The sequence below is a fragment of the Mycobacterium sp. SMC-21 genome (genome assembly GCF_045310825.1).
GTDB lineage: Bacteria > Actinomycetota > Actinomycetes > Mycobacteriales > Mycobacteriaceae > Mycobacterium.
In genome coordinates this window covers 15,339-38,916 of record NZ_JBJIAO010000029.1, presented here as the reverse complement: position 1 = coordinate 38,916, position 23,578 = coordinate 15,339, and the positions used below count along the sequence as shown (strand labels likewise).

The following is a 23,578-nucleotide window of genomic DNA, read 5'->3' as shown; positions in this document are numbered from 1 at the left end:
TCAGTAGGCGCCAGAACCGCCGATGATGGTGCGGAAGGTCTTGGCCGCGATCAGCAGATCGTTGGTGATGGACCAGTTCTCGACGTACGACAGGTCGAGCCGTACCGAGTCCTCCCACGACAGGTCGGCCCGGCCGCTCACCTGCCACAGCCCCGTGATGCCGGGGAGCACCAGCAGCCGACGGCGCACCTGCTCGTTGTACGTGTCGAATTCACGGCGCAGCGGCGGGCGCGGCCCGACGACGCTCATGTCGCGGCGCAGCACGTTGAAGAACTGCGGCAGTTCGTCGATGCTGTAGCGCCGCAGGTACTTTCCGACCAGCGTGACGCGCGGGTCCTCGTGAATCTTGAACAGCACGCCGCTGCCGCTCTCGTTGAGGTCCAGGCTGATCAGGTCGTCGACCATGCGGTCGGCGCCCTGCACCATGGTGCGGAACTTCGTCATCTGGAACGGCTTGCCGTCCAAGCCGATTCGCTCGGAGCGGTAGAAGACCGGACCACGGCTGGTGAGCTTGATCGCGATGGCCGACAACACCATCAGCGGCGAGGTCACGGTGAGCGCGAACAGCGCGACGAACACGTCGAAGGCGCGCTTCTGGAGTTTCTTGGTCCCGCTGTACTGCGGACGCTCCACGTGGATCAGCGGCAGACCGGCGACGGGACGCATGGTGAGCCGGGGGCCGGCGACGTCGATGACGCTCGGGGACACGACCATGTCCATGCCCAGCTTGTCGAGCTCCCACGACAGTTCGCGCACTCCCTCGGGCCCGAGGTGGTCGGTCGTGGTCAGTGCGACGGCGTCGAAGGCGGCCTGGGTGATGGCGTCGGACACCTGGGTCTCGTTGCCGAGCACCGGCAACTCGCCGACCCCAGCCACCTCGAAGGTGCCGCCGGCGGGCCGTCCGGTGAGGCAGACGCCGCGGACCGAGTAGCCGTACCACCATTCGCGGTGCAGGGACTGCACCAGGTTGCTCACGGCGCGCGGGTCACCGACCGCCAGCACGTTGGCGACGCATTTGTTGCGCCGGCGCAGCCGGGCGAGCACCCGGCGGCAGATGGTCCGGCCCACGACGAGGCCGACGAGGCCGAGCGGCAGCGCGACGGCCAAGTAGCCGCGAGCGTACTCAGGGCGGAAGATCATCAGTGCGACGGCGATGATGCCGACGGTGGCCAGCGTCGCGGAGAAGACCCGGCGGTACTCCTCGACGCCGGCGCCGACGATGCGCGGCGATCGGGTGCGGTATGCGGCCAGCATGGCCAGCCAGATCACGGCGACGAACAGCGAGAGGACCGAGTAGTACGAGAAGACGTGCAGATACGTCGAAGTGAATTCCAGGGAGGCGTCGGGTGTACCGAGCTTGACGAACTGGGCACTCGCCAGGGCCAACACGACCACGACCAGATCGAATGCGATGAGGCACCAGCGGTAACGCGTCTGCCAGGCCCGGTCAGCTAAAGGCGCGACGGCCCGTACGGGACGCGCGGGAGAAGCCTCGGGAACGTAGAGTTCTTCTGCCACTGACACTGACGCGTACTCCCTCCCATTTGCTGGCTGTTCGCTATAGCCCCCGCTCAGCGAACTGCGACTACTATCGCATCGTTTGCTCGAAAATACCACCGATCAGAAAAATAGGCAGGTCAACCGCAGCGACCCTGCAGCGCGGCCTTAGCGAACCCGGCAAACTGATAGAAGAACGTCAGCTCCCACCCGACGGGCGAGAAGTCATAGTCCCTGGGCAAAGCCACCGCGACAACCGAACCGTGGTCCGGGGAATAGCACTGCCGGAAGATCAGGCGGGCGCGCGGCAGGTGGTACCGCCAGCTGACGACGATGATCCGGTGCCAGGATCGGCCCTCGGAGAGTTGGCGCATCATCATGGCCTCGCCGCGGGTCGTCAGGATCTCCGGCTTCCGGCAGATCACCTCGATGTCGGTGGCCGGCGCGCAGGCGCTCTTCATCTGAGGGTCGCCCGGCACGTACGGGTTGGACAGCACCACGGTGCGGGCCCAGCCCTGCCGGGCCAGGCTCAGCCCGTACTGTTCGCGGCCGTCGTGTTCGCCGGCCAGCACGATGATCGCGTCGGCCCGCTGGAGCTGATCGGACTTGGCGCCCGCGAACAGCACCAGCCCGGCCAGCCCGACATCGACGAGCACGACGATCGTGACCACACCGATGACACGGCGGATGACCCGGCCGAGTTCACCGCGCGCCATAGTCCGCCAGTTGTTCGGCGCACATCTCGCGGTACTGCTGCCACATCCGGCGACCCAACTCGCGCTGCCCGGCAGCGCTGTAGTGGCGATCGTCGGGACTGTTGTACGAATCGCGCGGGCCGGGCACGAAGGTGCAGAGCGGCCACCGGTTCGGGGTATCGGCGTGCACGGCGTCGATCGCGGCGTAGGGCTTGCCGCTCAGCTCCATCTCCTCGGGCACCATCTGCCCCAGGACGAACGGCAGGCTCTCGCCGTACCGCGCGCGCAGGTCCCCGATCAGCGAGTCGAGCTTGGCCTGGTACTGCGCGCCGGAGATCAGCGGCACGTCGGTCTCCCCCTGGTGCCAGAGCACCGCGGCGATCTCACTGCCGGGAAACCGCGCCAGCGCCGCGTCGATGGCCGCCACGGCCCGCCGGTACAGGTTCACCCGGGTCTTGCGGTCGGCCGGATCCCACGTGTGCCCGTTCTTCGGCGTGAACGAGGTGTCGCCACGGGCACCGGGGATCAGCAGCACCGGGCGTCCGGTGTCGTCGGCGAGTTGCTTAGCGAAGGTTGGGCCGAAACCGACGTATTTGCAAGGTATTTCGTGCAGCAGGGGTTGCGTCGCCAGCACCGCGGTGCCTTTGGAGGGCCCGCACATGGCCCACTGGTGCACCAGCGGGTGGGGGCGGTCCAACCCGTCGGGCTCGACCGGCAGCCCCATGCCGAACGCGTTGGACTGCCCCAGGATCGGCAGGATCAGATACGGCCGCTCGGGTTCGCCGACCGCGGTGCCGCGGGGCGCGATGAGTCGCTTCACGATGCATTTCGCCTCGATCAGCAACTGCTGATGAATCGGGCTGTCGCCGTCGGGATTACGTGGTCCCCTGCGCAGGACAGTCATTGACCGCCTCGCCTCCCCTGAATCGTTCTGCCAGCCACCGCAATTGACCCGGCCCGTCAATATCGCCGTGTCCACCGTCCGGCTGGAAATTCCAGACCACCGTACCGCCCAGCGAACATGCGCGGGCGATGGCGGCCTTGGTCCATTCCGGGTCGAGGAACGTGTCCTTGCCGCCGTAGACCACCGACATGGGGGCCGACAGCGGCTGCTGCGGCAGGGCCCAGTCCTGCAGGTACCGACGCAGTCGGTCGGCGGCCGCCGCATCGACCGGTGCCAGGTCGGTCGGTCCGATCGCGTCGATGGCGGTGGCGCGGTACGCGACGTCGGGCCCCGAGCACGCCGACAGCACCTTCCAGTACCTGGCCGCCGCGCCCCGGCGGTAGTCGTCGCGGTTCAGGTCGGGATGCAGCCGGGCCAGTGACTCGACGATCGCCTGGAACGCCGCCTCCTGGTCCTTGGTCATGGTGCCGGCCTTGCCCTGATCGAAGATGCCGGCCTTGTCGACGATGCCCGCCACGTCGGCCGACGGCACGCTGGCGGCCGCGCCGATCAGGTCGAGTTCGGGCGCGTAGGTGCGCGCCTGTTCGTCGGCGGCCCAGGCCGCGCCGCCGCCCTGCGAACCGCCGAACACCGCCCAGCGGTTGGAAATGTCGCGGAACGTGTGGCGCAGGGCGCGCACCGAGTCGATGACGTTGCGGCCCGCCGTGCGGTTGTCGGTGTAGGGGTGGACACCAGGTGCGCCCAGGCCCTGGTAGTCGGCGAGGGCGACGGCGAAACCGAGGTTGACGAAGCCCTGCACGAAGACCACGTTGCCGAGGAGATTCGCCGACAGCGACGGCGCGCACGGGTAGTCGATGCCGGTCGTGCCGTGGGCCAGCGCGATCACCGGCCAGCCGCCGTCGGGCGCCTGGCCCCGGGGCGTGAACACCGATCCCGACACCACCGTCGGCGCGTCGGTGTCACCGGAGGTGGATCGGTAGACCACGCGGGCGGCCTGTAAATCCTTGCCCTCCACCGAGTTGGTCAGCGCCGGCATCGTCATCGCGCTGATCAGGCTGCCCGGGCCCGAGCCCGTCAGATCGGCCGTGCGGATCGGCACCGGGTCACCGGCACCGCCGTGCCGCAACTTGTCCAGGGCCCAGCTGCCGACCTGCCACATCACCGGCAACGACGCCGCGATCAGGAGCACTGCCGCGAGCGCGGCGCCCCACTGGATCGCACGGCGCATTCAGGACCACCTGGTGCGGTACCGCTTGGCGAATTTCATGACGGGCTCTTCCACTGCGTAGTACGTGACGGCCGAGACCACCAGTGTCACCGCCAGGACGAGCGCCACGTTGCGCAGCATGCCGGGCACGGTGTCGCCGGCCATCAGGCCCCAGCGGCCCAGCAGCAGCATGAGGGGGAAATGCCAAAGATACGCCGACAACGAGACCTTGCCGACGAACCGGAAGGGCGCGGTGTCGAGCAGCTCGGCCAGCCCGGACCGCTCGCCGCGGAACAGCGGCGCGACGATCACCAGGATGCCCAGCGCGCACAGCACGGCCAGGGCCGACGTGGCGTACGGGTTGGCCAGGGCGATCAGGCCGAGCATGACCACACCCGCCGGGAACATCGCCAGGAAGCTGTACAGCCGGACGCGGCGGCTGAGCTTCTCGCGAATCGCGTTGTGCTCCATGGCCACGACGAGCACCGCGGCGGCCATGCCGAACGCGAAGGTGTCCGAGTTTGTCAGGAAGGTCTTGGTGTAGACCGCGACCCAGTTGGCGCCCCAGTTGATCTCCGTCGGATCGGTCAGGTGCAACGCCGAGATCATCCACGGCACGAAGGCCCGGCCGATGAAGCCCAGCGCGATCAGCAGCGCCGGCCCGAGCGACACGACGAGCCACGGCCGCAGGTTCGACCGCCGCCCGAGGGCGAACAGCAGCATGCCCAGCAGCGGGATCGAAAGGTAGAAGGCGTATTCCAGCGTCAGCGACCACGACGGGTTCAGGCCGGTCTGGAAGTACTTCGGGATGTACGACTGCATCAGCGTCAGGTTGGCGATCAACTGCCACGGGTCGGTGATCATGCCGGTGCCGTCTTCGGTGCGGGTCGGCTGCAGCGACGCGTTCTCGATGTAGACGATCTGCAGCAGGTAGTTGCACAGCAGGAAGATGACCAGGTAGCCGGGCAGAATCCGGGCGATGCGGTGCACGGCGAAGTTCGCGGTGCTGGGCAGTTCGCGCTGCTCGATCAGGTTGCGTACGTAGGGCAGGAACAGCAGGAACCCGCTGAGCGCGTAGAAGAAGATCAGCGACAGCCCGACGAGGTTCGTCTTCCAGTGGTAGGCCGTCTGCGGTGAGTAGTGCCCCGTGACGTGCATGACGGCGACGCCCAGGCACGACAGCCCGCGGGCGCCGTCCAGCCCGATGATGCGGGCCCGGGTCCGGACCGGTGCCGAGGTCGGCGCGTTCACTGTCCTGCTCCCTGCATGGAATTGAATGACGGACAACTGTTCTGGGCGGGGACGCCGCCGAACCGGTCCTTGATCCAGTCGTAGGACATCGCCACGTCGATGTCGGCGTGCCCCTTGGTCGGCTGGAACATGATGTCGATGACGTCGCCGAGGCGGCACGCGGCGGCGAGCGCCTTGTTCGTCCAGTCCGGCGGCAGCAGCGTGTCCTGGCCGCCGTACAGCACGAGCATCGGCGCGGACGTCGGCTCCTTGGGCAGGCTGCGCTTGGCCAGCAGGCCCTGCAGCGTCGCTTCCGCCTGCGGGGTCGCGGGCCGCAGATCGTCGGGCGTGATCTTGTCGATCGCCGCGGTCCGCGCCGCCGCGTCCTCGGTGCGGCACGAGGCGAGGACGTCCCAGTGCTCGACGATCTCGCCGTGGCGATAGTCCGCGAGGTTCAGGGACGGGTTCTCCGTCGCCAGGGCGGCCAGGATGAGCTGCAGGATGGCGCCCTGCTCTTTCGACAGGCTGCCGGCCGCGGCCCCGGCGGCCAGGCCGGTGAGATCGGTGGCCGGCGACAGGCTGACGGTGCCGACGAGGTTCAGCCCGCTGCCGTAGCGGGCGGCGAGTTCGTTTGCGGCCCAGGCGGCTTGGCCGCCCTGGGACACCCCGACGGCCAGCCAGCGGTCCGACGACTGCGGTACCAGCTTGTGCGCCGCGCGCACGGAGTCGATGACGTTGTAGCCCACCGTGGTGGCATCGGCGTACGGATGGCCGGCGGTGCCCGGGCCGAGGCCCTGATAGTCCGGCAGGCTCACCAGGTAGCCGGCCTTGACCAGCGTGGTGATCGGCGCGGACAGCCCCTGCAGCGTCGACGACCCCGACGGTCCGCAGTCGCGTTGCACGCCGGACGTCGCGTGGCCGAAGACGATGATCGGCCAGCCGCCCGGCGGCGGTGTCCCGTTCGGCACGAAGACCGAGCCCGACACCTCGGTGTGCTCACCGGTGATCCCCGACGTCGACGTGTACCCGATGCGGGCGGCCAGCGACACGGCCGATTTCAGCCGCAGGTCCAGCGTGGGGAACGTCGACGCCGACACCAGCGCACCGGGCACGTGACCGGCGCCCGTGGTGTCAGGTTTGAGGTCGATACCCCCAGCCGTAGGGGGCCCGGCCTTTTTCGGTGCCGGATCACTCTGGCAGGCCGGCGCGGTCAGACACACCGCGGCGAGCAGGCCCGCGGCGACCAGACGCCGCAGCTGCCGCGAGTTCATCCCGACGCTCCGGCGGTCGCGTCACCGATAACCCGCTCGAGGTGCCGGCGACTCTGTACCCGGTCGAAGATCAGCGCCCGCGCGATGACCGCGATGACACACAGCGCGAAACCCAGGACCGTCCCGGTCATCACATACGACGCCACGCTGCCCACCCGCTCGGCGGGGCTGGCGTCGTCGATGACGACGAGCGTCGCGCTGGTACCGGCGACCAGGGCCAGCCGGTTGCCCACCGCGACCAGGTCGTTGACGACCTCGTGCGCGATCTGTGTGGTCTGGTCGGCATCACCGCCGGTGACCGTGACGTTCAACATCGCTGTGGCACTGGGCAATATGACGATCCGGGCGGCGAGTTCCTTGTCGGACTCGATCAGGCCAAGCTTCTGGATGATGGGCGCGGTGATCTGCGAGCTGGTGGCCAGGTTTCGGTAGGTCTCCATCAGGCCGAGCATGCCGGCGTCGCCGTAGTAGGCGTCCAGGGGCGATGCGCTGCCCTCGGTCCGGACGAACACCGATGCCGTGGATCGGTATTCGGGCTTGGCGTGCTCCCAGCCCGCCCAGCCCACCAGTGCACTCGCGATGGTGGTGACCAACACCAGCACCCAACTGTTCTTGACGAACAGCGCGTAGTCGCGCACCCGCGGCACTCCGGCCGGCGTGATCACGTCGCCCCCACACAGACATCGGCCACGCGCTCGCCGTCGAACCGCGCCTGCAGCCACGCCAGCGCGTTCTGCATCGTCTGGTCGTTGATCTGGCCCGTGTCGCCGACGCCGCGCATCACGACGATCTGCTGGCCGCGGGCACACGCGGCCGCGGTGGCCGTCAGCACGCCGGCCGCCGGGTTGACGGTGTCGGCCGTGCCGAACGCCACCAGCACCGGCGGATCGTTCGGGCCCGCACCGGGACTGGGCAACGCGACGGCACCGAGGCGACGCTTGAGGTCTGCCGCAGCGGCCGCATCCTTGGCCTGGAAGTCGTTGGGAGTCAACTGATTCAGCGCCAGTTGGGCGGCCGCGACGTCGCGCGGTGCGCAGTCGACCAACAGGTCCCACTGGTCCTTGAGTTTCGCCGAGCGGTGCGCGTCGAGGTCGAAGTCGGGCTGCATGGTTTCCAGGCTCTGCAGCGCCCGGATCTGCAGCCGGTACTGATCGGCGGTCGCCAGCGCGGCGGTGCGGTCCGGGTCGGCGAGCGGCGCCAGATCCGCGATCGGGTTGACCGCCACCGCGCCGACCATGTTCATGCCGGCGCCGTAGGTCCCGTTGCGTTCGGCCGCGGCCCACGCGGCCAGGCCGCCTTCGCCGGCGCCCAGCGCACCCCAGTTGGTGCTGGTGGACGGAGCGGCGCGATGGATCGCGCGGGCGGCGTCGATGATGCTGTTCCCCAGGCTGTTCGCATCCAGGATGGAGTGCTGCCGGGCACTGGAGCCCGGGTCGATGCCCAGCCCCTGGTAGTCGGACAGGACGATGGCGAAGCCGCGCCGCAGATACACCGTCATCCCGGTCGAGTAGCCCCAGAATTGCGGCGCGAGGGTCGGCGCGCACTTGGGCAGCAGCCCGGTGGTGTCGTGCCCGAACGAGATGATGGGCCAGCCGCCCTTGGGCGCCGGGCCCGGGGGCACCGCGATCAGGCCGCTGACCTGGATGGGACGGCCGTCCACGCCGCTCGTGGACCGGTACACGATGCGTGCCGCGGTGGCGCCGGCCTCGTCGAAGCTGGGGTCACCTTTGACGGGCTTCAGCTCGACCAGGGAACCCGGGCCGTCGTCGGTGAGGTCGGGCGGCGGGAGTGCCTCGGCCCCCGGAAACATCGGGGTGAGGTCCCGGGTGGGACGCACGTCGTCACCCGGTCGCGGCGGCACCGGGCCCGCCTGGCCGCACGCAGCCACGGTGACCAGCACTGCAGCCAGTGCCAGTACGGTGCGCCGCAACTCAACCTGACGCATCACGGCTTCTGGTGCGCCGCCGTATTGGCCTCGGATGCTTCCACCTTGGAAGCCGCCTTCTTGCTCTTGCCGGCGCCCGACTTGGAGCCACCGGACTTGGGGCCGTCGGACCCGCCGATGTGGAGCTTGAACTCGACCGGTTCGTCGGTGGCGACCGAGCCGATCAGCACCGCGTTGGCGGACTTCAGGGTCTGCACGGCCCGGGTGAGCGCGTTGCTCGTGGTGTGCCGGATGCGGCCGACCAGCAGCGCACCGTCCGACAGCGCGGCGGCGACGGCACCGTCGTTGAACTTGCCCAGCGGCGGGGTATCGACGACGACGTAGTCGAACTGGCCGGACAGCTCGGCGAACAGGCTCGCGGTGTGGTCACCGGCCCACAGCTCCCCGGGGCGCGTGGTGGCAGGGCCCGCGGGCAACACCGCGATCCGGTGCTGACCGACGGAAACCTCGGGGATCAGGCTCTCTGCGACGGTGTTCTCGCCGACGAGCACGGTGGTCAGGCCGCGATCGGCCGCACCTTGCCGGGCCGCGGCGGTCAGGTCCAGTCGCTGTGCCACGGCCGGATTCCGCAGGTCACCGTCGACCAGGACCACGCATTTGCCGGTCTCGGCGAGCACGGCGGCCAGGTCGATGGCGACCGTGGTCCGTCCGTCGGACGGCGACGGGCTGGCCACCGCGATCACGCGAGCGGCTTCATCACGATTTGCCGGCACGGTGAACCGCAAATTGTTGCGGAGCTCGCGCAGGGCCTCCGGGTAGGCGCCGTCGGCGGTCAGGTCGACCACCGGCGCGTGGCTTCGGGCCGAGTCCGCGGGCAGCGCGCCCATCAGCAGCGAACCGCTGGCGTCGGCCACCCGGTCGCGGCCGCGCACGCGGCGGTCGATGATGCCGAGCACGATGGCCGCCAGGAGACCGAGGACGGTGCCGCCGGCGAGACCCATCCCGATCCGGGTGACCATCGAATACCCGAGGGGCTTGGTCGGGTAGCCGGCCTCGTCCACGACGATGGCGCCCGCGGCGGGGCTGCCGCCGCGGCGGGAGGTCTCGAGCTCGCCCACCAGGCCGGCGAGCTGGTCGGCCACCGCACTGGCGTAGGTCTGGGCCTGGCCCGGATCCTTGTCGGTGACCGAGACCTGCAGCAACACGGTCTTCGGCAACGGGATGGCGGTGACCTTGGCCCGCAGCTCGTTGGCCGAGATGGTCGCCTTCAGCTGGTCCACCGCACGGGCGGCGACCTGCTCGCTCATGGCGAGGGTGGCGTAGGAGTTCACGCGGTCCTGGGAGAACAGGTTGTTCTGGTAGGCCTCGGTGACCGAGGTGCCGTTCTGTGTCGCCACGAACAGCGTCGCGCTGGACTGGTACTCGCGATCTCCGAATTCCCACCACGACCAGCCCGCGACACCACCGACAACCGCCAGCGCCACGATCGCCCACCAGTACCGGCCAAATATCCGCAGGTACTCTTTGATCTCCAAGGTCGTGCCCCTTATTCAGCAATGCGACGGCTCACAGATTAACGGCTGGGAACCGGACCGACCATTCAGACGCGCCACGGGTCCGGGCAACCTGCTTGAGCTTAGCTGGTCGAGCTGAGAACATAGTCGGCATGAACGCCCGTTTGGGTCAACTCGGCAATCTTAAATCATCGGCCGGGATTCTGGCCGTGATCTTGGGCTTGGTCTGGTTGGCGACGTCTTTCGGCCAGGTCACTTTGTTGGGCATTGTCGCTATTGCCGCAGTGGTTGCCGGCATCTATGTCGGATTACGGCATCCGCTGTGGTTCTTGTACGGATTGGCGGTCGTGACCGGCGCCCTGCCTTTCGGATATTTCCCCGGTGTTCACGTCCCCTTATATCTGCCGTTCGCATTCGGTGCGGTGGTCGCGTTGTTCGTGCATCCGCGACTGGCCCGCCCGATTCATCCGATGGAATGGTCGATCATCGCGCTCGTGCTCACCTCGATCGCGTCCGTCGCGGTAACCGGTGTCGGCATGGGCGACATCATCCAGATCGTCCGGTGGTCGGTCGTGACGCTCGTGGCCATCGCCCTGAGCAGCCTGACGACCGAGCATCTGGAGAAATTCGGCCGCATATTCGTCTACGCGACGTTGTTCAACGCCGTATTCGGCTTGCACATCGTGGCTTTCGACCCCAACCAGACGTCGTTCAAATACCTGCGGGTCTTCGGCTATGCCGCGGAATACACCGCCACCCGCTTCGCCTTCACCGACGGCGGCATGGAACGTTCCATGCGCCTCGGCGGCACCTCGGTCGATCCCAACGCCGAGGGCATCGCGCTGGTGGTCTCGATCGCCGTCGCCCTGGTGGTGCTGGCCGGTTGGCAGCGCATCGTGGTGACCGGCATCTTCGCGGTCGCGTTGCTGCTCACCCTCAGTCGCGCCGGCATGTTCACCGTCGTGGCCGGCGCGCTGCTGGTGCTGGCCTTCCACACCATGCGGGGCAAGGACCGCGGGCTCGCCATCGCCGCCATGATCGCCGCGGTGGGCATGGCGGCCGCGATACCCGAGGTGCGCACCCGGTTCATGCACTCGTTCAGCAGTGACGACGTCGGGTCCACGTCACGAATTGATGCCATCCGCGAATTCCCCGACACCATGGCCGGTTACTGGCTGTTCGGAAAGGGCTGGAACCGGCTCGAATTCCGGGACGGCAACTATGCGTTCGTGCTCAATCACGTGTCGAACGCGCCATTGCTGACGATTTACCGCGGCGGCATTTTCACCGGTCTGGCGTTCTTTGCGATCATGCTGATCGGTTGCGTCATGAGCTACCGGGCGATCCGCTCGAATTCATTTCCGTGGGCGGTGTACGGCGGCATCTTCATCGGATTCTGCGTTGTCGCCCTGCAACTCGATCACCCAGTGGTCGGTATCCCGCCGGCCACGCTCAAATTCTCCATTTTGCTGGCATTCCTGGTGCATATAGACCGAGAACGCCGAGATCAGATACGGCGACACGCCCAAGCAGATTCACAGCAAATGCCCATTGCTGCTGCACACTGAGTGCGCGTTTGCGCCTCGCGACGCACTTCATAGGTGAAGGGCGGTTGCATGAAGCCCGGGAAGCGCCCCCGACGATCCGCCCACCGCTTCTCGAGCGTGGCATCGGCGATCGCCGGCAGCATGGTCTGCGCCCTCATCGCCCTGACCGGCATCCCCGGCGACGCCCCGGAGCGGGTTGCGGTGGCCGAGCGGGCCAATGTCGTCAGCCTGCCGACCACCATCGGCTTCGCCGACTCCGACATCTACGGCCTGTCGCAGGACGACGTGAACCGGACCCTGGCCCTGATGGCCAACAACCGGGTGAACACCATCAGGTTGATGATTCCGTGGGCCGGCGTCGAGCCGATCCTGGGCCAACTCGACTGGAGCCTGGTCGACAAGACGGTGAATGCCGCTGCCGCCATGAACATGTCGATCATCGCATTCGTCAACGCCACCCCACCCTGGGCCATGTCGCAGGGCGGCCTGCCGCTGAGCAGCCGGCCGTCGGATCCGGACGCCTACGGCAATTTCATGACGAAGGTGGCCACCCGCTACAAGGGGAAGATCTCCGCGTACGAGATCTGGAACGAGCCCAACGCGGTGTTCTTCTACAGTCCCGCACCGGATCCCGCGGGCTACACCGATCTGCTCAAGTCGGCCTATCCACGCATCAAGGCCGTCGACCCGGACGCGACGGTGATCGGCGGTGTCGTCGGCGCCGTGGTGGATTTCGGCTCGTGGTCGATCAATCCGGTGCGTTTCATCGCCGGGATGTACGCCGCCGGCGCCAAGGGGAACTTCGACGCGCTGTCGTTCCACCCGTACAACTACAACCTGAAGTTCTCCGACGGCATGCTGATCGCGAATTCGCCTGTCCTGCAGTTGGTTCAGATGCGCCAGGTGATGATCGACAACGGCGACGAGGGCAAGCGGATCTGCGCCACCGAGTACGGCGAACCCACCTCGGTCGTCAACGAGACCACGCAGGCCGCCTACCTCAAGGACATCTACACCAAGTGGCAGGAGATGCCGTACACCGGCCCGCTGATGGTCTACACCACGCGTGACCGCAAGACCGGAAGCAACCAGGCCGACGCCACCGTGGGGCTCTACCGCAGCGACTGGACCCCGAAGCCCGCGGCCGCCGAACTGGCGGCGACCATCGCCGCCGGGGTACCGAAATCGCCGGAGTTCCTGCGCTTTTCGCAGATCACCGACCCGGCGCACGGCTCGGTCCTGAGCCCGGTGTTCAGGGCCACCAAGACGGTGTGGGCGCAGGTCCGCACGGTCAACACCATCTACGAGATGCCGAGCGGCTACGTGTCGTCGCCGCGGCCGGTGGCCGACATCGCGATGCAGCGCAACTCGGTGCCCGCGAGCGTGTTCGCCAATGGCCAACAGGACTTCACCGGTGGCCAGGCGTTCCGCGTGTGGTGGTCGCCCGAGACCGGCGCCCATTGGGCCTCGAGCGCTTTCGCGCAGGCCTGGAAGCCGCAGCTGGGCCTGGCCACCAGCGACGAGCGCTACGTCAACGGGTCCAACCGCGTCGACTTCCAGCACGGTTACATGGTCTGGGCGCCGTGGGTCGGCGTGAAGGTCTACTACACCTGAGTGTCGCCGCGCAGCAGACCGGCAACCGCCTTGTGCGGCAACCGGTCCTGCCACCGCTGCCGGTTGATCTCGTACAGCTGGTTTCCCAGGTCGACGGCGGCCGGCACGTCGGTGAGCAGTCGTCGGCACTCGGCGATGAACGCGGCGTCGTCGTCCAGCGGGCGCAGCCCGAAGATCGGCCCGAGTGATCCGATGGCCGCGGTGGTGGCGACGGCCGGCAGCCCGATGCGGATGGTGTCGAGCAGCTTGACCCGGACTCCCCCGCCGGTGCGAATCGGCGCGATCAGGGCCCGGCAGGTGCCGAGGAACGCCCCGAGGTCGTCGACGAAGCCGAGGTCGCGGACCCCGTCGGGATACGTGGGATCGGCCGCACCGGGTTTCTTGGCGCCGATGATGCACAGTTCGGCACCGGGGATTCCGGCGGAAATCCGCGGCCAAAGTTCGAGGGCCCGCAGGAACCCCTCCTGGTTGGGCGGCCAGTCGCGGGTGCCCATGAACACCAGCCGCGGTGGGGACGCCGCGACGTCGACCTGTGTGCCGGGCGGCATCGTGATGTCCATGAACCGGGCGTCGCGGACGCCGTTGTCACGGTAGTACTCGGCTTCCTCGGCGTCGTAGGTGCTGACGGCGTCGGCCGCGCGCGCGACGCGCAGTTCGTCACCGATGAGCCGCGGTTCCTCGATGCGCCCCAGCGCGCCGCGCGATGCCCGCCAGACCAGTGACTCGCTCACGTTGGTGTTGACGACGAGCCGCTTCCTGCCGAAATGCTTGCTGCGGAAGAACGATTCGGCCATGTAGCTGTGTTCGGCGACGAACACGTCGGCGTCGCTGCGGTCGATGGCGCGGACCAGTTCGTCGGTGTCGAACCGCACGTGCACCAGGCTGCGCCGGCGCCGCAGGGAGTCGATGAGCAGCCGGTGCGGGCGCACCGCCGGCTTGTGGACCCGCTCCAGCGGCAGGCCGCCGGGGATCAGGTCGGCGGTGACGGTGCCGGGTTCGGGCGACAGCGCTATGGCCGAGACGTCGGAGGAGTCGGCGGCGAGCTGCATGAGCATGCGGGCCAGCGCGACGTCACCGGTGTGTTCGAGTACCGGGTCTTTCGACAGGATGAACGCGGTCTTGGGTGTGGTCATGATTCCGCCACCTCGCGCGGCCGGTAGACCGCCCACGTGAACCCGGCGAGCATGATCGCGTCGGCGACGGTGGCCGCGATGGCCGCACCCACGGCACCGAGCGGTGTCAGCGTCGCGAGGGCGGCGACCATACCGAGCTTCACCGGCACGAGGCCGACGGCGATGGTGAGCCGGAAGACGTCGCGCCGCTGGGTGTACAGGATCACCTGCAACACGAAGATGCAGATGCGCAGCGCGGCGAAGCCGCCCATGATCATCATGGTCGTGGCCAGCGGGGCCGGCGCTCCGAAGGCGAACAGACAGATACCGATGATCAGCAGCAACGAACCACCGAGCGCCGCCATCCGCAGGATGTTGCGCAGTGGCGGTGCTGCCGACAGGTCACCACCGCTCTCCCGCAACGGCTCGTGATAGGTCATGCCGAAGGACTGGCCGGCGGCCGCCACGGCCGCCGCGACCACCCACGCCAGCTGGTAGTAGCCCGCGGCTGTCGTATCCACCAGGGTGCCGAGCAGTAGTACGTCACCGCCCAGATACAAGGTGGTGCCGAGCATCTCGCCCGTCAGTGCCGCGATCAACCGCGGCGGCCCCGGCGGTGCGGGGCGGTGGCCGACGGCCAGCTTGGCGCCGACCAGCAGGATCAGCACGGAGGGCGTGCAGTACAGCAGCGAGGCGTGCGTCAGCGTCGGGTGCGCCGACGTGTACAGGTACACCGCGCCGATGCCGGCGCTGGCGAACTGCCGCGCCGTGTCGAGCCGATACACCTTGTCCGGGTGGCCATCTCGTGCGGACTGGCTCTTGACCACGTTGAGGGCCATCTCGCCGCCCGCCACCATCAGGCCGAAGCCGATGACGTAGTTGATGTCGAACGTGACGGCGCCCGCGGTGACCAGGCCCACCGCGACGAGATAGCGCATGGTGCGCTCACGGAGGAAGTGCTCCTCGGATTCCCGGATGGCCCGCACCGCGAAGGAGTTGTCGACGGTGTTGCCGACGATGCCGTTGAGCACCGTCGCCATGGCGTACAAACCGTATTCGGAGACGCCCAGGCGCTGGACGAGGATCAGCGTCCACAGCAGACCCACCCCGCGTCCGCCGTAGATCCAGATCAGGGAGATGAGCGTCTTCGCCACATTGCGGGTGGGCGCTTCGGGGGCAGTCAGGTCACACGCTCACAGCTGCTCGGGTCAACATCTCGGTCCACACGCGGCCGAACGCCTCGGCCGTGCGCGGGCCCGAGCAGGCCTCGCGGTAGGCCTCGACGTGGCGGCCGAATTCGGCCAGCCGCTGATCGTCGTCGACGAGGGACACGATGGCCTCGGCCAACGACGTCGCCACCTGTTCGGCGTTCTGGTCGCCGATGCGGACGACGAGGACGCCGGTCCGCTCGTCCAGTTCGGCGAGGGCGCCGTAGTCGGTGCAGACCACGGGCGTGCGGTACGCCATCGAGTGCGCGACCGAGCCGGATGCCGGGTAGGTCTCGGCGTAGAAGTGCCGCTTGCCGTACGGAATCACCACGGCGCGAACCGAGTCGAAGAACGCGTCCTCGGCGGCACCGTCGACCGGACCGACGATCTCGACGCCCGGGCCACCTGTCAGCGCTTCGGTCCCGCGGCCCGCGACCCGGATCACGACGTCGTCGGGCAGTTCCCGGCGGATGCGGGAGATCTGCTCGAAACCCTTGCCCCGGTACACATGTCCGAAGAAACCGACGGCCTTCGGCCGTTCGGTCAGCGGGCGCAGGCGCGGCCGTTCGGAGATGATGTGCGGCACGGCGGCAACGGTGCTGCGGGGGTAGACGGCCTTGATGGAGTCGGCACCGATCTGGCTCAGCGCGATCATCGTGCGGTCCCCGTTGACGACACCCTCGATGCGCCGCGACAGCGGGCGCAGCGGGTAGTGCAGGCCGTGCATGACGAGCCGGTGCTGCGCGACGAACCGCGTTCGCGCCGGCCACCAGATGCCCTGCGGCGGATCGTGCACCGTCGCCGTCACCGGCACCCCGCGCAATCCCGCGATGGACCAGAACGCCGACACCGCACCGGCCGCCAGTTCGGCGTGCACCAGCACCCGGCCCGGCTGCCCACCGGCGATCAGGTCGGCGACCGCACGCCGGTGTCCCCGCACCTGGGCCACCGTCTCGGCCCCGGGGCCCAGCGTGCGGCGTTGCACGACCTCACCGAACAGCGGCCGTACGGCGTTGACGAAGTTCTCGGCGTAGTCGCCCACCGCGGTCTGGCCTTCGGCCGGACCGATGTAGACCAGCCGGTACTCGCGTAGATCGACCGGCATCAGCAGAACAACGGCCGGTACTTTGCGCTGTAGCCCAATGCATCCGGATTTCGCTTGGCGAACACTTTTGCGGGGTTGCCGCCGACCACATCGAGCGGGGCCACGTCCTTGACCACGAGCGCCTGCGCGGCCACGACGGCGCCGCGGCCGATCAGGGCGGGCAGCACCATGGCCCGGCTGGCGATCCAGACGTAGTCCTCGATGACCGTCGGGATCGGGATCGGCAGGAAATCCGGGTGGTTGATGTCGTGCCCGCCGCCGAGCAGGTGGACATCGCTGGCGATCGTGACGTTGTCGCCGATCCACAGGCCGGCCCGCGCATCGAGCAGGCAGCGGAATCCGATGGTGGTGCCGTTGCCGACCGTCAGGAATTCGATGTCCAGGATCGTGGTGCCGCGCATGATGGTCGACCACTCACCGATGGTGGCGCCGAACAGCCGCAGGAAGCCCTGGCGGATGGTGTGCGACGGGATGTGCGTGATGAACATGTTGAACAGCAGTTCGCCGATGCGGTTGCGCGCCTTACGGCGAACGCTCATCTTCTGCATCTTGTAGTAGGTGACGCGGCCGTCCTCACCGAGCTCCCACTCGGGCTCCGGCGGCAATTTCAAGGTCGGCGCGGCCGCTTTCTTGCGTGCCACATCTGCCGGGTCTGCCGTTGCCGGCTCGCCAATCACGTTCTTCGCTCCCGTCGTCCCGGATTCCGAGTTAACCACAGTGTTTCGGCCCCGTCAGTGCAGCCGGCCCTGGCGCGTCAGCATCTCCGACCACTTTGCGGCGTAGGCGGCGGCGACGTTCTCCGGCGACCGCTCCCCGCGGGTCCGGTCGGCGTTCGTCTCCAGTTCCTTGAGCCGCGTTTCGTCGTTCAGCAGGGCCGCGATGGCCGCCGAGAAGCCGGCCGGCAGCGCCTTCGGATCGTCGGAGTCCATCGGCACGACGACCGCGCCGGTCTCGGTGCCGAACTCGGCCAGCGAGCCGTAGTCGGTGCACACCACCGGGGTGCGATAGGCCATGGCATGTGCCGCGACCGACGACGCGGGGTAGGTCTCGGCGTAGAAATGGCGCTTGCCGTACGGAATCACCACGGCGCGAACCGAATCGAAGAACGCGTCCTCGGCAGCGCCGTCGACGGCACCGACGATCTCCACGCCGGGGCCACTCGGCAGTGCCTCGGTCCCGCGGCCCGCGACCCGGATGACGATGTCGTCGGGCAGCTCGCGGCGGATGCGGGCGATCTGCTCGAAACCCTTGCCCCGGTACACATGCCCGAAGAAACCCACGGCCTTGGGCCGCTCGATCACCGGGCGGACCTTGGGCCGCTCGCAGACGAGGTAGGGGGCGTAGGCCACATCGGTGTTCGGATACACGTCGCGAATGGACTGGGCGCCGATCTGACTCAGCGCGAACAGGGTCCGGTCGCCGTTGACCATGCCCTCCAACATCCGCGACACCGGACGCAGCGGGTAGTGCAGACCGTGCATCACCAGCTTGTGCCGGGCCACGAATTTCGTGCGGCCCGGCCACCAGATGCCCTGCGGCGGATCGTGCACCGTCGCCGTCACCGGCACCCCACGCAACCCCGCGATGGACCAGAACGCCGACACCGCACCGGCCGCCAGCTCCGCATGCACCAGCACCCGGCCCGGCTGCCCGCCGGCAACCAGCTCCGCCACCGCGCGCCGGTGCCCCAGGATTTCCCGCGCGCTGTCCGAGCCCGGTCCCAGCGTGCGGTGCTCGACCAACTCGCCGACATGTGGCCGCAGCGCCCGCGTCAGGTTCTCCGCGTAGTCGCCCACCGCGGTCTCGTGGTCCGCCGGACCGACGTACACCAGGCGGTAGTCCTTCAGCGAGGCGACCGGGGTCGCTTCTGGCGCCATCAGTACCCGGCCAGCTTGTCGACCGCTTCATGCAGTCGAGCGCTGAACGCGTCCTCGGTGAACTGAGAGACGTGGTGCTTGATCTTCTCCTGGTCCCACGTCCTCGACTCGAATCGGTCGAGCGCCTCGCGAACCGAATCCGGTTGCGGCTCATCGAAATACAGGCCGGTGGTGCCCTCGTCGATGGTGTCGAGGAAGCCGCCGAACCGCAGCGCGACGCTGGGCCGGCCCCACACGCCCGCCTCGATGGGGGTCAGGCCGTAGTCCTCGAAACTCGACGACATCAGCGCGCGGCAGTTCTTGTAGAGCCAGGCCATCTGCCCGTCGGTGAGGTTGTGGAGCATCGTGACATTGTCGGTCTTCATCGACCGCAGCCGCTCGGCTTCCGGCCCGTTGCCGACGACCACGAGTTGCCGGTCACTGCCGGCGAATGCCCGCACGATGACGTCGACGTTCTTGTACGGCAGCAGCCGGCACACGACGAGGTAGAAGCTGCCGTCCGGATCGCTCAGATCGACCTTGTCCTCGAGCTCCTCGACGGGTTCGACGGCGTACGACCGCGACATCGCCACCGGCGCGAACATCACCTCGGCGTCGATGTCGTAGGCCTTCTTGACGTAACCGCTGATCATGGTCGAGATCGCGAGGTACTTGTCGGCCGCGAGCGCCTGCCGGCGGTCCCAGTCCAGCAGGCGTTTCTTGGTGAGCTTGAGGCCCAGACGCTTGATCGGGTTCGCGTGGTCTCCGAGGTAGGCCTCGGTCTGGTACAGCCAGCGCGCCGGGTTGTAGCAGTAGATGAGCTTCTTGCCGTTGGTCCGGAAACCGTGCGACCAGCCGCTGCAGCTCGCCAGCACGATGTCGGCGTCGACGTACATGGACTCGGCGACGCGCGGATAGATCGGCAGCGCGGCCCGGTGGTACTTGCGGGCCAGACCCACCTTGTTGAGCGCCGACACCCGGATGTCCAGGTCGGCAAACTCCGGGTAGGTCAGCTCGGGGTCGTACAGCATCGTGTAGAGCGGGGCGTCCGGGAACGCCTTCGTCATCGACAGGACAACTTTTTCCGCGCCGCCGAACTGGGTCAGATAGTCGTGGGCGATGGCCACCTTCGGCCCGTCCACTCCGTCGTACTTGCGCGTCGAATGCACTGTTGAATATCCCCTTGCGCCGATCTGCTGATCGTTTCGCGGTCGTAGAGTCAGCTACCCGGAAAGAGCGGGCACGCATATCGAACCGCAAACTTACGCAAATGACAAGCTAAATGCATCGCGCCTGCGCAGGACGCACTGCCTGCGGTGCACACGCGCTCCCTCAGCTAAGCGCGATTCGGTACCATCGGTTCGCCTTTCCCAGCGCCCCGTTCCCCCGATGACACCCCGGTCCCACACCTCCGACCAGGCATTACCCGCTGCCCGCGCGACGCCGGGTGACACCCGCGCTCAGGGCCCGCTCAGCAAATGCCACCGCCTGAACGCTGTTCAACACGAGTTACGGGCAGGAGTCGCGCGCGAAGTGTATATTTACCTACCAGCAAACTGCTGACGCAGGGCGCGTAAGCCGCGGGGGCGGGAGAATCTATGAACGGTGCGCAAATGAGCGGTACAGACGTGGATGTCCATTACAAGGACCTCGACACCCTCTGGCAGGGCTACGACGAGTCTGTCCGCACCCTGGCCGAGCGTGAAGGCGTCAAGGCCGTCGCCGAACTCGGCGGTGGCGCCAACCCGATCATCGGCGGCGACGACTGGAGCTTCGCCGACGAGCGCGTCGTCATCGACATCTCCGCCACCGAGCTGGCCAAGGCCAACAGCCGCGTGCACACCCGCGTCGCCGATCTGTGCAAACCGATCGACAACGAGCTGAACGCGTACGATCTGGTGTTCTCCAAGATGCTCTGCGAGCACCTGCCCGACGCCCGCACGTTCCACGAGAACTGCTTCAAACTCCTTCGCCCAGGCGGACTTTCGGTGCACTTCTTCCCGACGCTGTTCGCGTTCCCGTTCGTGGTGAACCTGCTCATCCCCGAGCAGGCGGCGCGCACCGTCATCAGCAAGCTGCAGCCCGGGCGGTTGCAGAACCCGCACCACGAGAAGTTCCCGGCCTACTACCGCTGGACCACCGGCCCCACTCAGAAGGCCATCAAGCGCTACGAGAGCGTCGGTTTCCAGGTCGAATCCTGGTCGGGCGCCTACGGCCACGGCTACTACCGCATGCTCCCCCCGCTCGACGCCCTCGAGCGTGCCAAGAGCCGCTTCCTTCTTAAGCACCCCGTGCCGGCATTGACCAGTTTCGCGGCGGTCGTCCTGCGCAAACCGGCGTGACGCGCCGAGTGGGCACCCCCACCTTCACAACTTTCTTAGAGAACCGTTAACATCGTCGCCATGACGAGCGTGACCGAGCCACCGGTGGACAAGGCGATCGACATCCACACCACCGCAGGCAAGCTGGAAGACCTGCGTAGGCGTACCGAAGAGACCCTGCACCCCGTCGGCGAGGCCGCGGTGGAGAAGGTCCACCAGAAGGGCAAGCTCACCGCCCGCGAGCGCATCCTGGCGCTGCTGGACGAGGGCTCGTTCGTCGAACTCGACGCGCTGGCCAAGCACCGCAGCACCAACTTCGGCCTGGCCGACAAGCACCCGCTCGGCGACGGTGTGGTGACCGGCTACGGCACCATCGACGGCCGCGAGGTCTGCATCTTCAGCCAGGACGCCACCGTCTTCGGCGGCAGCCTTGGCGAGGTCTACGGCGAGAAGATCGTCAAGGTCCAGGAGCTGGCCATCAAGACCGGCCGCCCGCTGATCGGCATCAACGACGGCGCCGGCGCCCGCATCCAGGAGGGTGTGGTCTCGCTCGGTCTGTACAGCCGCATCTTCCGCAACAACATCCTGGCGTCGGGTGTCATCCCCCAGATTTCGCTCATCATGGGTGCCGCGGCCGGTGGCCACGTGTACTCGCCCGCGCTCACCGACTTCATCATCATGGTCGACCAGACCAGCCAGATGTTCATCACCGGACCGGACGTCATCAAGACCGTCACCGGTGAAGAGGTCACCATGGAGGAGCTGGGCGGCGCCCACACCCACGAGGCCAAGTCCGGCACCGTCCACTACGTCGCCTCGGGCGAGCAGGATGCCCTGGACTACGTCCGCGACCTGCTGAGCTACCTGCCCCCGAACAACTACGCCGAGCCGCCGCGCCTGCCCGCGCCGCCGCACCCGGGCGCTGTCGAGGACAACCTCACCGAAGAGGACCTCGAGCTCGACACCCTGATCCCGGATTCGCCCAACCAGCCGTACGACATGCACGAGGTCATCTCGCGCATCCTCGACGACGACGAGTTCCTCGAGATCCAGCCCGGCTACGCGCAGAACATCGTCATCGGCTTCGGCCGCATCGACGGCCGCCCGGTCGGCATCGTGGCCAACCAGCCGACCCAGTTCGCCGGCTGCCTGGACATCAACGCCTCGGAGAAGGCCGCGCGGTTCATCCGCACCTGCGACGCCTTCAACATCCCGATCATCATGCTGGTGGACGTCCCGGGCTTCCTGCCGGGCACCGAGCAGGAGTACAACGGCATAATCCGCCGCGGCGCCAAGCTGCTGTACGCCTACGGTGAGGCCACCGTCGCCAAGATCACCGTCATCACCCGTAAGGCCTATGGCGGCGCGTACTGCGTCATGGGTTCCAAGGACATGGGTTGCGACGTCAACCTGGCCTGGCCGACGGCCCAGATCGCCGTCATGGGTGCCTCCGGCGCGGTCGGCTTCGTCTACCGCCAGGAGCTCAAGCAGGCGGAGAAGGACGGCGTCGACGTCGATGCCCTGCGCCTGCAGCTGCAGCAGGAGTACGAGGACACCCTGGTGAACCCGTACGTCGCGGCCGAGCGTGGTTACGTCGACGCGGTCATCCCGCCGTCGCACACCCGCGGCTACATCGCCAACTCGCTGCGTCTGCTGGAGCGCAAGGTCGTGCAGACGCCGCCGAAGAAGCACGGGAACATCCCCCTGTGAGCGCCGAATCTGTGGTCGACGAGACCGAGACGCAGGCCCCGGTGGCTCCGCTGTTCCAGGTCGTCAAAGGCAACCCGTCCGACGAGGAGCTCGCTGCGCTGGTGACGGTGCTGGCCGGCGCCTCGGGCGGCGGCGGTGCCCCCGAGGCCGGTGACCGCAACGACTGGGGCCACCCCGTCTCCAAGCTGCGGTACGCGTACACCAGCTGGCAGCTGGTGACCCTGGTGGAGCGCACCTTCATCCGGCGATGACCCGGGTGGTCCTGGGCTCGGCCTCCGCGGGCCGGCTCAGTGTGCTGCGCAAGGCCGGTGTGGAACCGGTCGTGCTGGTATCCGACGTCGACGAGGACGCGATCATCGCGTCTCTCGGCGACGCCGGCCCCGGCGACGTCGTACGTGCCCTGGCGACAGCCAAGGCGCAGCGGGTCGCCGAATCACTCGACGCGACCCTGTCATCGGATTGCGTTGTCATCGGCTGTGATTCGATGCTCGAGTTCGACGGCCGGCTGACCGGCAAGCCGGGCGCCCCCGAGGTGGCCCGGCGGCAATGGCTCTCGATGGCCGGCCGCAGCGCCGTCCTGCACACCGGCCACTGTGTGCTGCGCCTGAGCGACGGCGCCGTCACCGCTCAGGTCAGCGAACTCGGCTCCACCACAGTGCGTTTCGGCGAGCCCGGCACCACCGACCTGGATGCCTACATCGGCACCGGCGAACCCCTCTGGGTGGCAGGCGCTTTCACCCTCGACGGCCTGGGCAGCTGGTTCATCGACGGCATCGAGGGCGACCCCTCCAACGTCATCGGCCTGAGCCTGCCCCTGCTCCGCCGTATGCTGGCCCGCCTCGGCGTGTCCGTCGCGGACCTGTGGGCCGCCAACCGGCCCCAGTAGGTTTTTCCCGAATCCA

At 67.9% G+C, this 23,578-nt stretch carries 21 protein-coding genes; 6 read left to right on the top strand and 15 right to left on the bottom strand.

All coding sequences use genetic code 11. From position 1 onward, the window contains the following. The 9 genes from ACJH6H_RS22300 to ACJH6H_RS22260 all read right to left on the bottom strand — a co-directional run bounded on the left by ACJH6H_RS22300 (position 1) and on the right by ACJH6H_RS22260 (position 10,224). Positions 1-1,524 carry a sugar transferase gene (locus tag ACJH6H_RS22300; protein ID WP_244602182.1) on the bottom strand — a complete coding sequence of 508 codons (1,524 nt, stop codon included), beginning with the start codon at positions 1,522-1,524 and terminating at the stop codon, positions 1-3. Between the two features lie 113 nt (positions 1,525-1,637). Then, the gene (locus tag ACJH6H_RS22295; protein WP_064858286.1) at positions 1,638-2,213 is read right to left on the bottom strand and encodes a YdcF family protein; all 576 of its coding nucleotides are present in this window, start codon (positions 2,211-2,213) and stop codon (positions 1,638-1,640) included. Further along, positions 2,200-3,096: a sialate O-acetylesterase gene (locus ACJH6H_RS22290; RefSeq protein WP_064858287.1), complete on the bottom strand. Its 897-nt coding sequence runs from the start codon at positions 3,094-3,096 to the stop codon at positions 2,200-2,202. Before ACJH6H_RS22290 ends, ACJH6H_RS22295 begins: the two co-directional genes overlap by 14 nt. Beyond that, complete coding sequence (locus tag ACJH6H_RS22285) at positions 3,068-4,324, bottom strand: lipase family protein (protein ID WP_406775840.1); 1,257 nt, start codon at positions 4,322-4,324, stop codon at positions 3,068-3,070. Before ACJH6H_RS22285 ends, ACJH6H_RS22290 begins: the two co-directional genes overlap by 29 nt. Then, positions 4,325-5,554 (bottom strand): acyltransferase, encoded by a 1,230-nt coding sequence (locus ACJH6H_RS22280; protein ID WP_061000781.1) that lies wholly within the window; start codon positions 5,552-5,554, stop codon positions 4,325-4,327. Then, positions 5,551-6,804, bottom strand: a complete 1,254-nt coding sequence (locus ACJH6H_RS22275; RefSeq protein WP_061009598.1) for an alpha/beta fold hydrolase — start codon at positions 6,802-6,804, stop codon at positions 5,551-5,553. Before ACJH6H_RS22275 ends, ACJH6H_RS22280 begins: the two co-directional genes overlap by 4 nt. Then, complete coding sequence (locus ACJH6H_RS22270) at positions 6,801-7,469, bottom strand: YveK family protein (RefSeq protein WP_061000786.1); 669 nt, start codon at positions 7,467-7,469, stop codon at positions 6,801-6,803. Before ACJH6H_RS22270 ends, ACJH6H_RS22275 begins: the two co-directional genes overlap by 4 nt. Beyond that, the gene (locus tag ACJH6H_RS22265; RefSeq protein ID WP_406775839.1) at positions 7,466-8,749 is read right to left on the bottom strand and encodes a lipase family protein; all 1,284 of its coding nucleotides are present in this window, start codon (positions 8,747-8,749) and stop codon (positions 7,466-7,468) included. Before ACJH6H_RS22265 ends, ACJH6H_RS22270 begins: the two co-directional genes overlap by 4 nt. Continuing rightward, positions 8,749-10,224 carry an AAA family ATPase gene (locus tag ACJH6H_RS22260; RefSeq protein ID WP_406775838.1) on the bottom strand — a complete coding sequence of 492 codons (1,476 nt, stop codon included), beginning with the start codon at positions 10,222-10,224 and terminating at the stop codon, positions 8,749-8,751. Before ACJH6H_RS22260 ends, ACJH6H_RS22265 begins: the two co-directional genes overlap by 1 nt. A gap of 131 nt (positions 10,225-10,355) precedes the next feature. On the opposite strand from ACJH6H_RS22260, the gene ACJH6H_RS22255 reads away from it, so the two are divergent. Together ACJH6H_RS22255 and ACJH6H_RS22250 are read left to right on the top strand one after the other, a co-directional pair. After that, a complete protein-coding gene (locus tag ACJH6H_RS22255) occupies positions 10,356-11,771 on the top strand; it encodes an O-antigen ligase family protein (protein WP_406775837.1) in 1,416 nt (471 codons plus the stop codon). A gap of 48 nt (positions 11,772-11,819) precedes the next feature. Then, on the top strand, positions 11,820-13,364 hold the full coding sequence (locus ACJH6H_RS22250; protein WP_406775836.1) for a cellulase family glycosylhydrolase: 1,545 nt from the start codon (positions 11,820-11,822) through the stop codon (positions 13,362-13,364). Here the strand turns inward: ACJH6H_RS22250 and ACJH6H_RS22245 are convergent. From ACJH6H_RS22245 to ACJH6H_RS22220, 6 genes are read right to left on the bottom strand one after another with little or no spacing between them, the layout of a single operon-like run. Continuing rightward, positions 13,355-14,497 (bottom strand): glycosyltransferase, encoded by a 1,143-nt coding sequence (locus ACJH6H_RS22245; protein WP_406775835.1) that lies wholly within the window; start codon positions 14,495-14,497, stop codon positions 13,355-13,357. The genes ACJH6H_RS22250 and ACJH6H_RS22245 overlap by 10 nt on opposite strands. After that, complete coding sequence (locus ACJH6H_RS22240; protein ID WP_406775834.1) at positions 14,494-15,630, bottom strand: hypothetical protein; 1,137 nt, start codon at positions 15,628-15,630, stop codon at positions 14,494-14,496. The genes ACJH6H_RS22245 and ACJH6H_RS22240 overlap by 4 nt, the downstream gene beginning before the upstream one ends. Before the next feature lie 31 nt (positions 15,631-15,661). Beyond that, on the bottom strand, positions 15,662-16,789 hold the full coding sequence (locus tag ACJH6H_RS22235) for a glycosyltransferase family 4 protein (RefSeq protein WP_406775833.1): 1,128 nt from the start codon (positions 16,787-16,789) through the stop codon (positions 15,662-15,664). Next, the gene (locus ACJH6H_RS22230; RefSeq protein ID WP_406775832.1) at positions 16,789-17,466 is read right to left on the bottom strand and encodes an acyltransferase; all 678 of its coding nucleotides are present in this window, start codon (positions 17,464-17,466) and stop codon (positions 16,789-16,791) included. Before ACJH6H_RS22230 ends, ACJH6H_RS22235 begins: the two co-directional genes overlap by 1 nt. Positions 17,467-17,520: 54 nt before the next feature. Beyond that, a complete protein-coding gene (locus ACJH6H_RS22225; protein ID WP_406775831.1) occupies positions 17,521-18,666 on the bottom strand; it encodes a glycosyltransferase in 1,146 nt (381 codons plus the stop codon). Beyond that, the gene (locus ACJH6H_RS22220; RefSeq protein ID WP_234785290.1) at positions 18,666-19,814 is read right to left on the bottom strand and encodes a glycosyltransferase; all 1,149 of its coding nucleotides are present in this window, start codon (positions 19,812-19,814) and stop codon (positions 18,666-18,668) included. Before ACJH6H_RS22220 ends, ACJH6H_RS22225 begins: the two co-directional genes overlap by 1 nt. Before the next feature lie 444 nt (positions 19,815-20,258). On the opposite strand from ACJH6H_RS22220, the gene ACJH6H_RS22215 reads away from it, so the two are divergent. From ACJH6H_RS22215 to ACJH6H_RS22200, 4 genes are read left to right on the top strand one after another with little or no spacing between them, the layout of a single operon-like run. After that, a complete protein-coding gene (locus tag ACJH6H_RS22215; RefSeq protein WP_234785291.1) occupies positions 20,259-20,987 on the top strand; it encodes a bifunctional 2-polyprenyl-6-hydroxyphenol methylase/3-demethylubiquinol 3-O-methyltransferase UbiG in 729 nt (242 codons plus the stop codon). A 60-nt stretch (positions 20,988-21,047) separates the two neighbouring features. Continuing rightward, a complete protein-coding gene (locus ACJH6H_RS22210) occupies positions 21,048-22,676 on the top strand; it encodes an acyl-CoA carboxylase subunit beta (protein ID WP_061005204.1) in 1,629 nt (542 codons plus the stop codon). Further along, positions 22,673-22,927 carry an acyl-CoA carboxylase subunit epsilon gene (locus tag ACJH6H_RS22205; protein ID WP_318986431.1) on the top strand — a complete coding sequence of 85 codons (255 nt, stop codon included), beginning with the start codon at positions 22,673-22,675 and terminating at the stop codon, positions 22,925-22,927. The genes ACJH6H_RS22210 and ACJH6H_RS22205 overlap by 4 nt, the downstream gene beginning before the upstream one ends. Then, positions 22,924-23,562: a Maf family protein gene (locus ACJH6H_RS22200; protein ID WP_406775830.1), complete on the top strand. Its 639-nt coding sequence runs from the start codon at positions 22,924-22,926 to the stop codon at positions 23,560-23,562. The genes ACJH6H_RS22205 and ACJH6H_RS22200 overlap by 4 nt, the downstream gene beginning before the upstream one ends. Positions 23,563-23,578 lie beyond the last annotated feature (16 nt).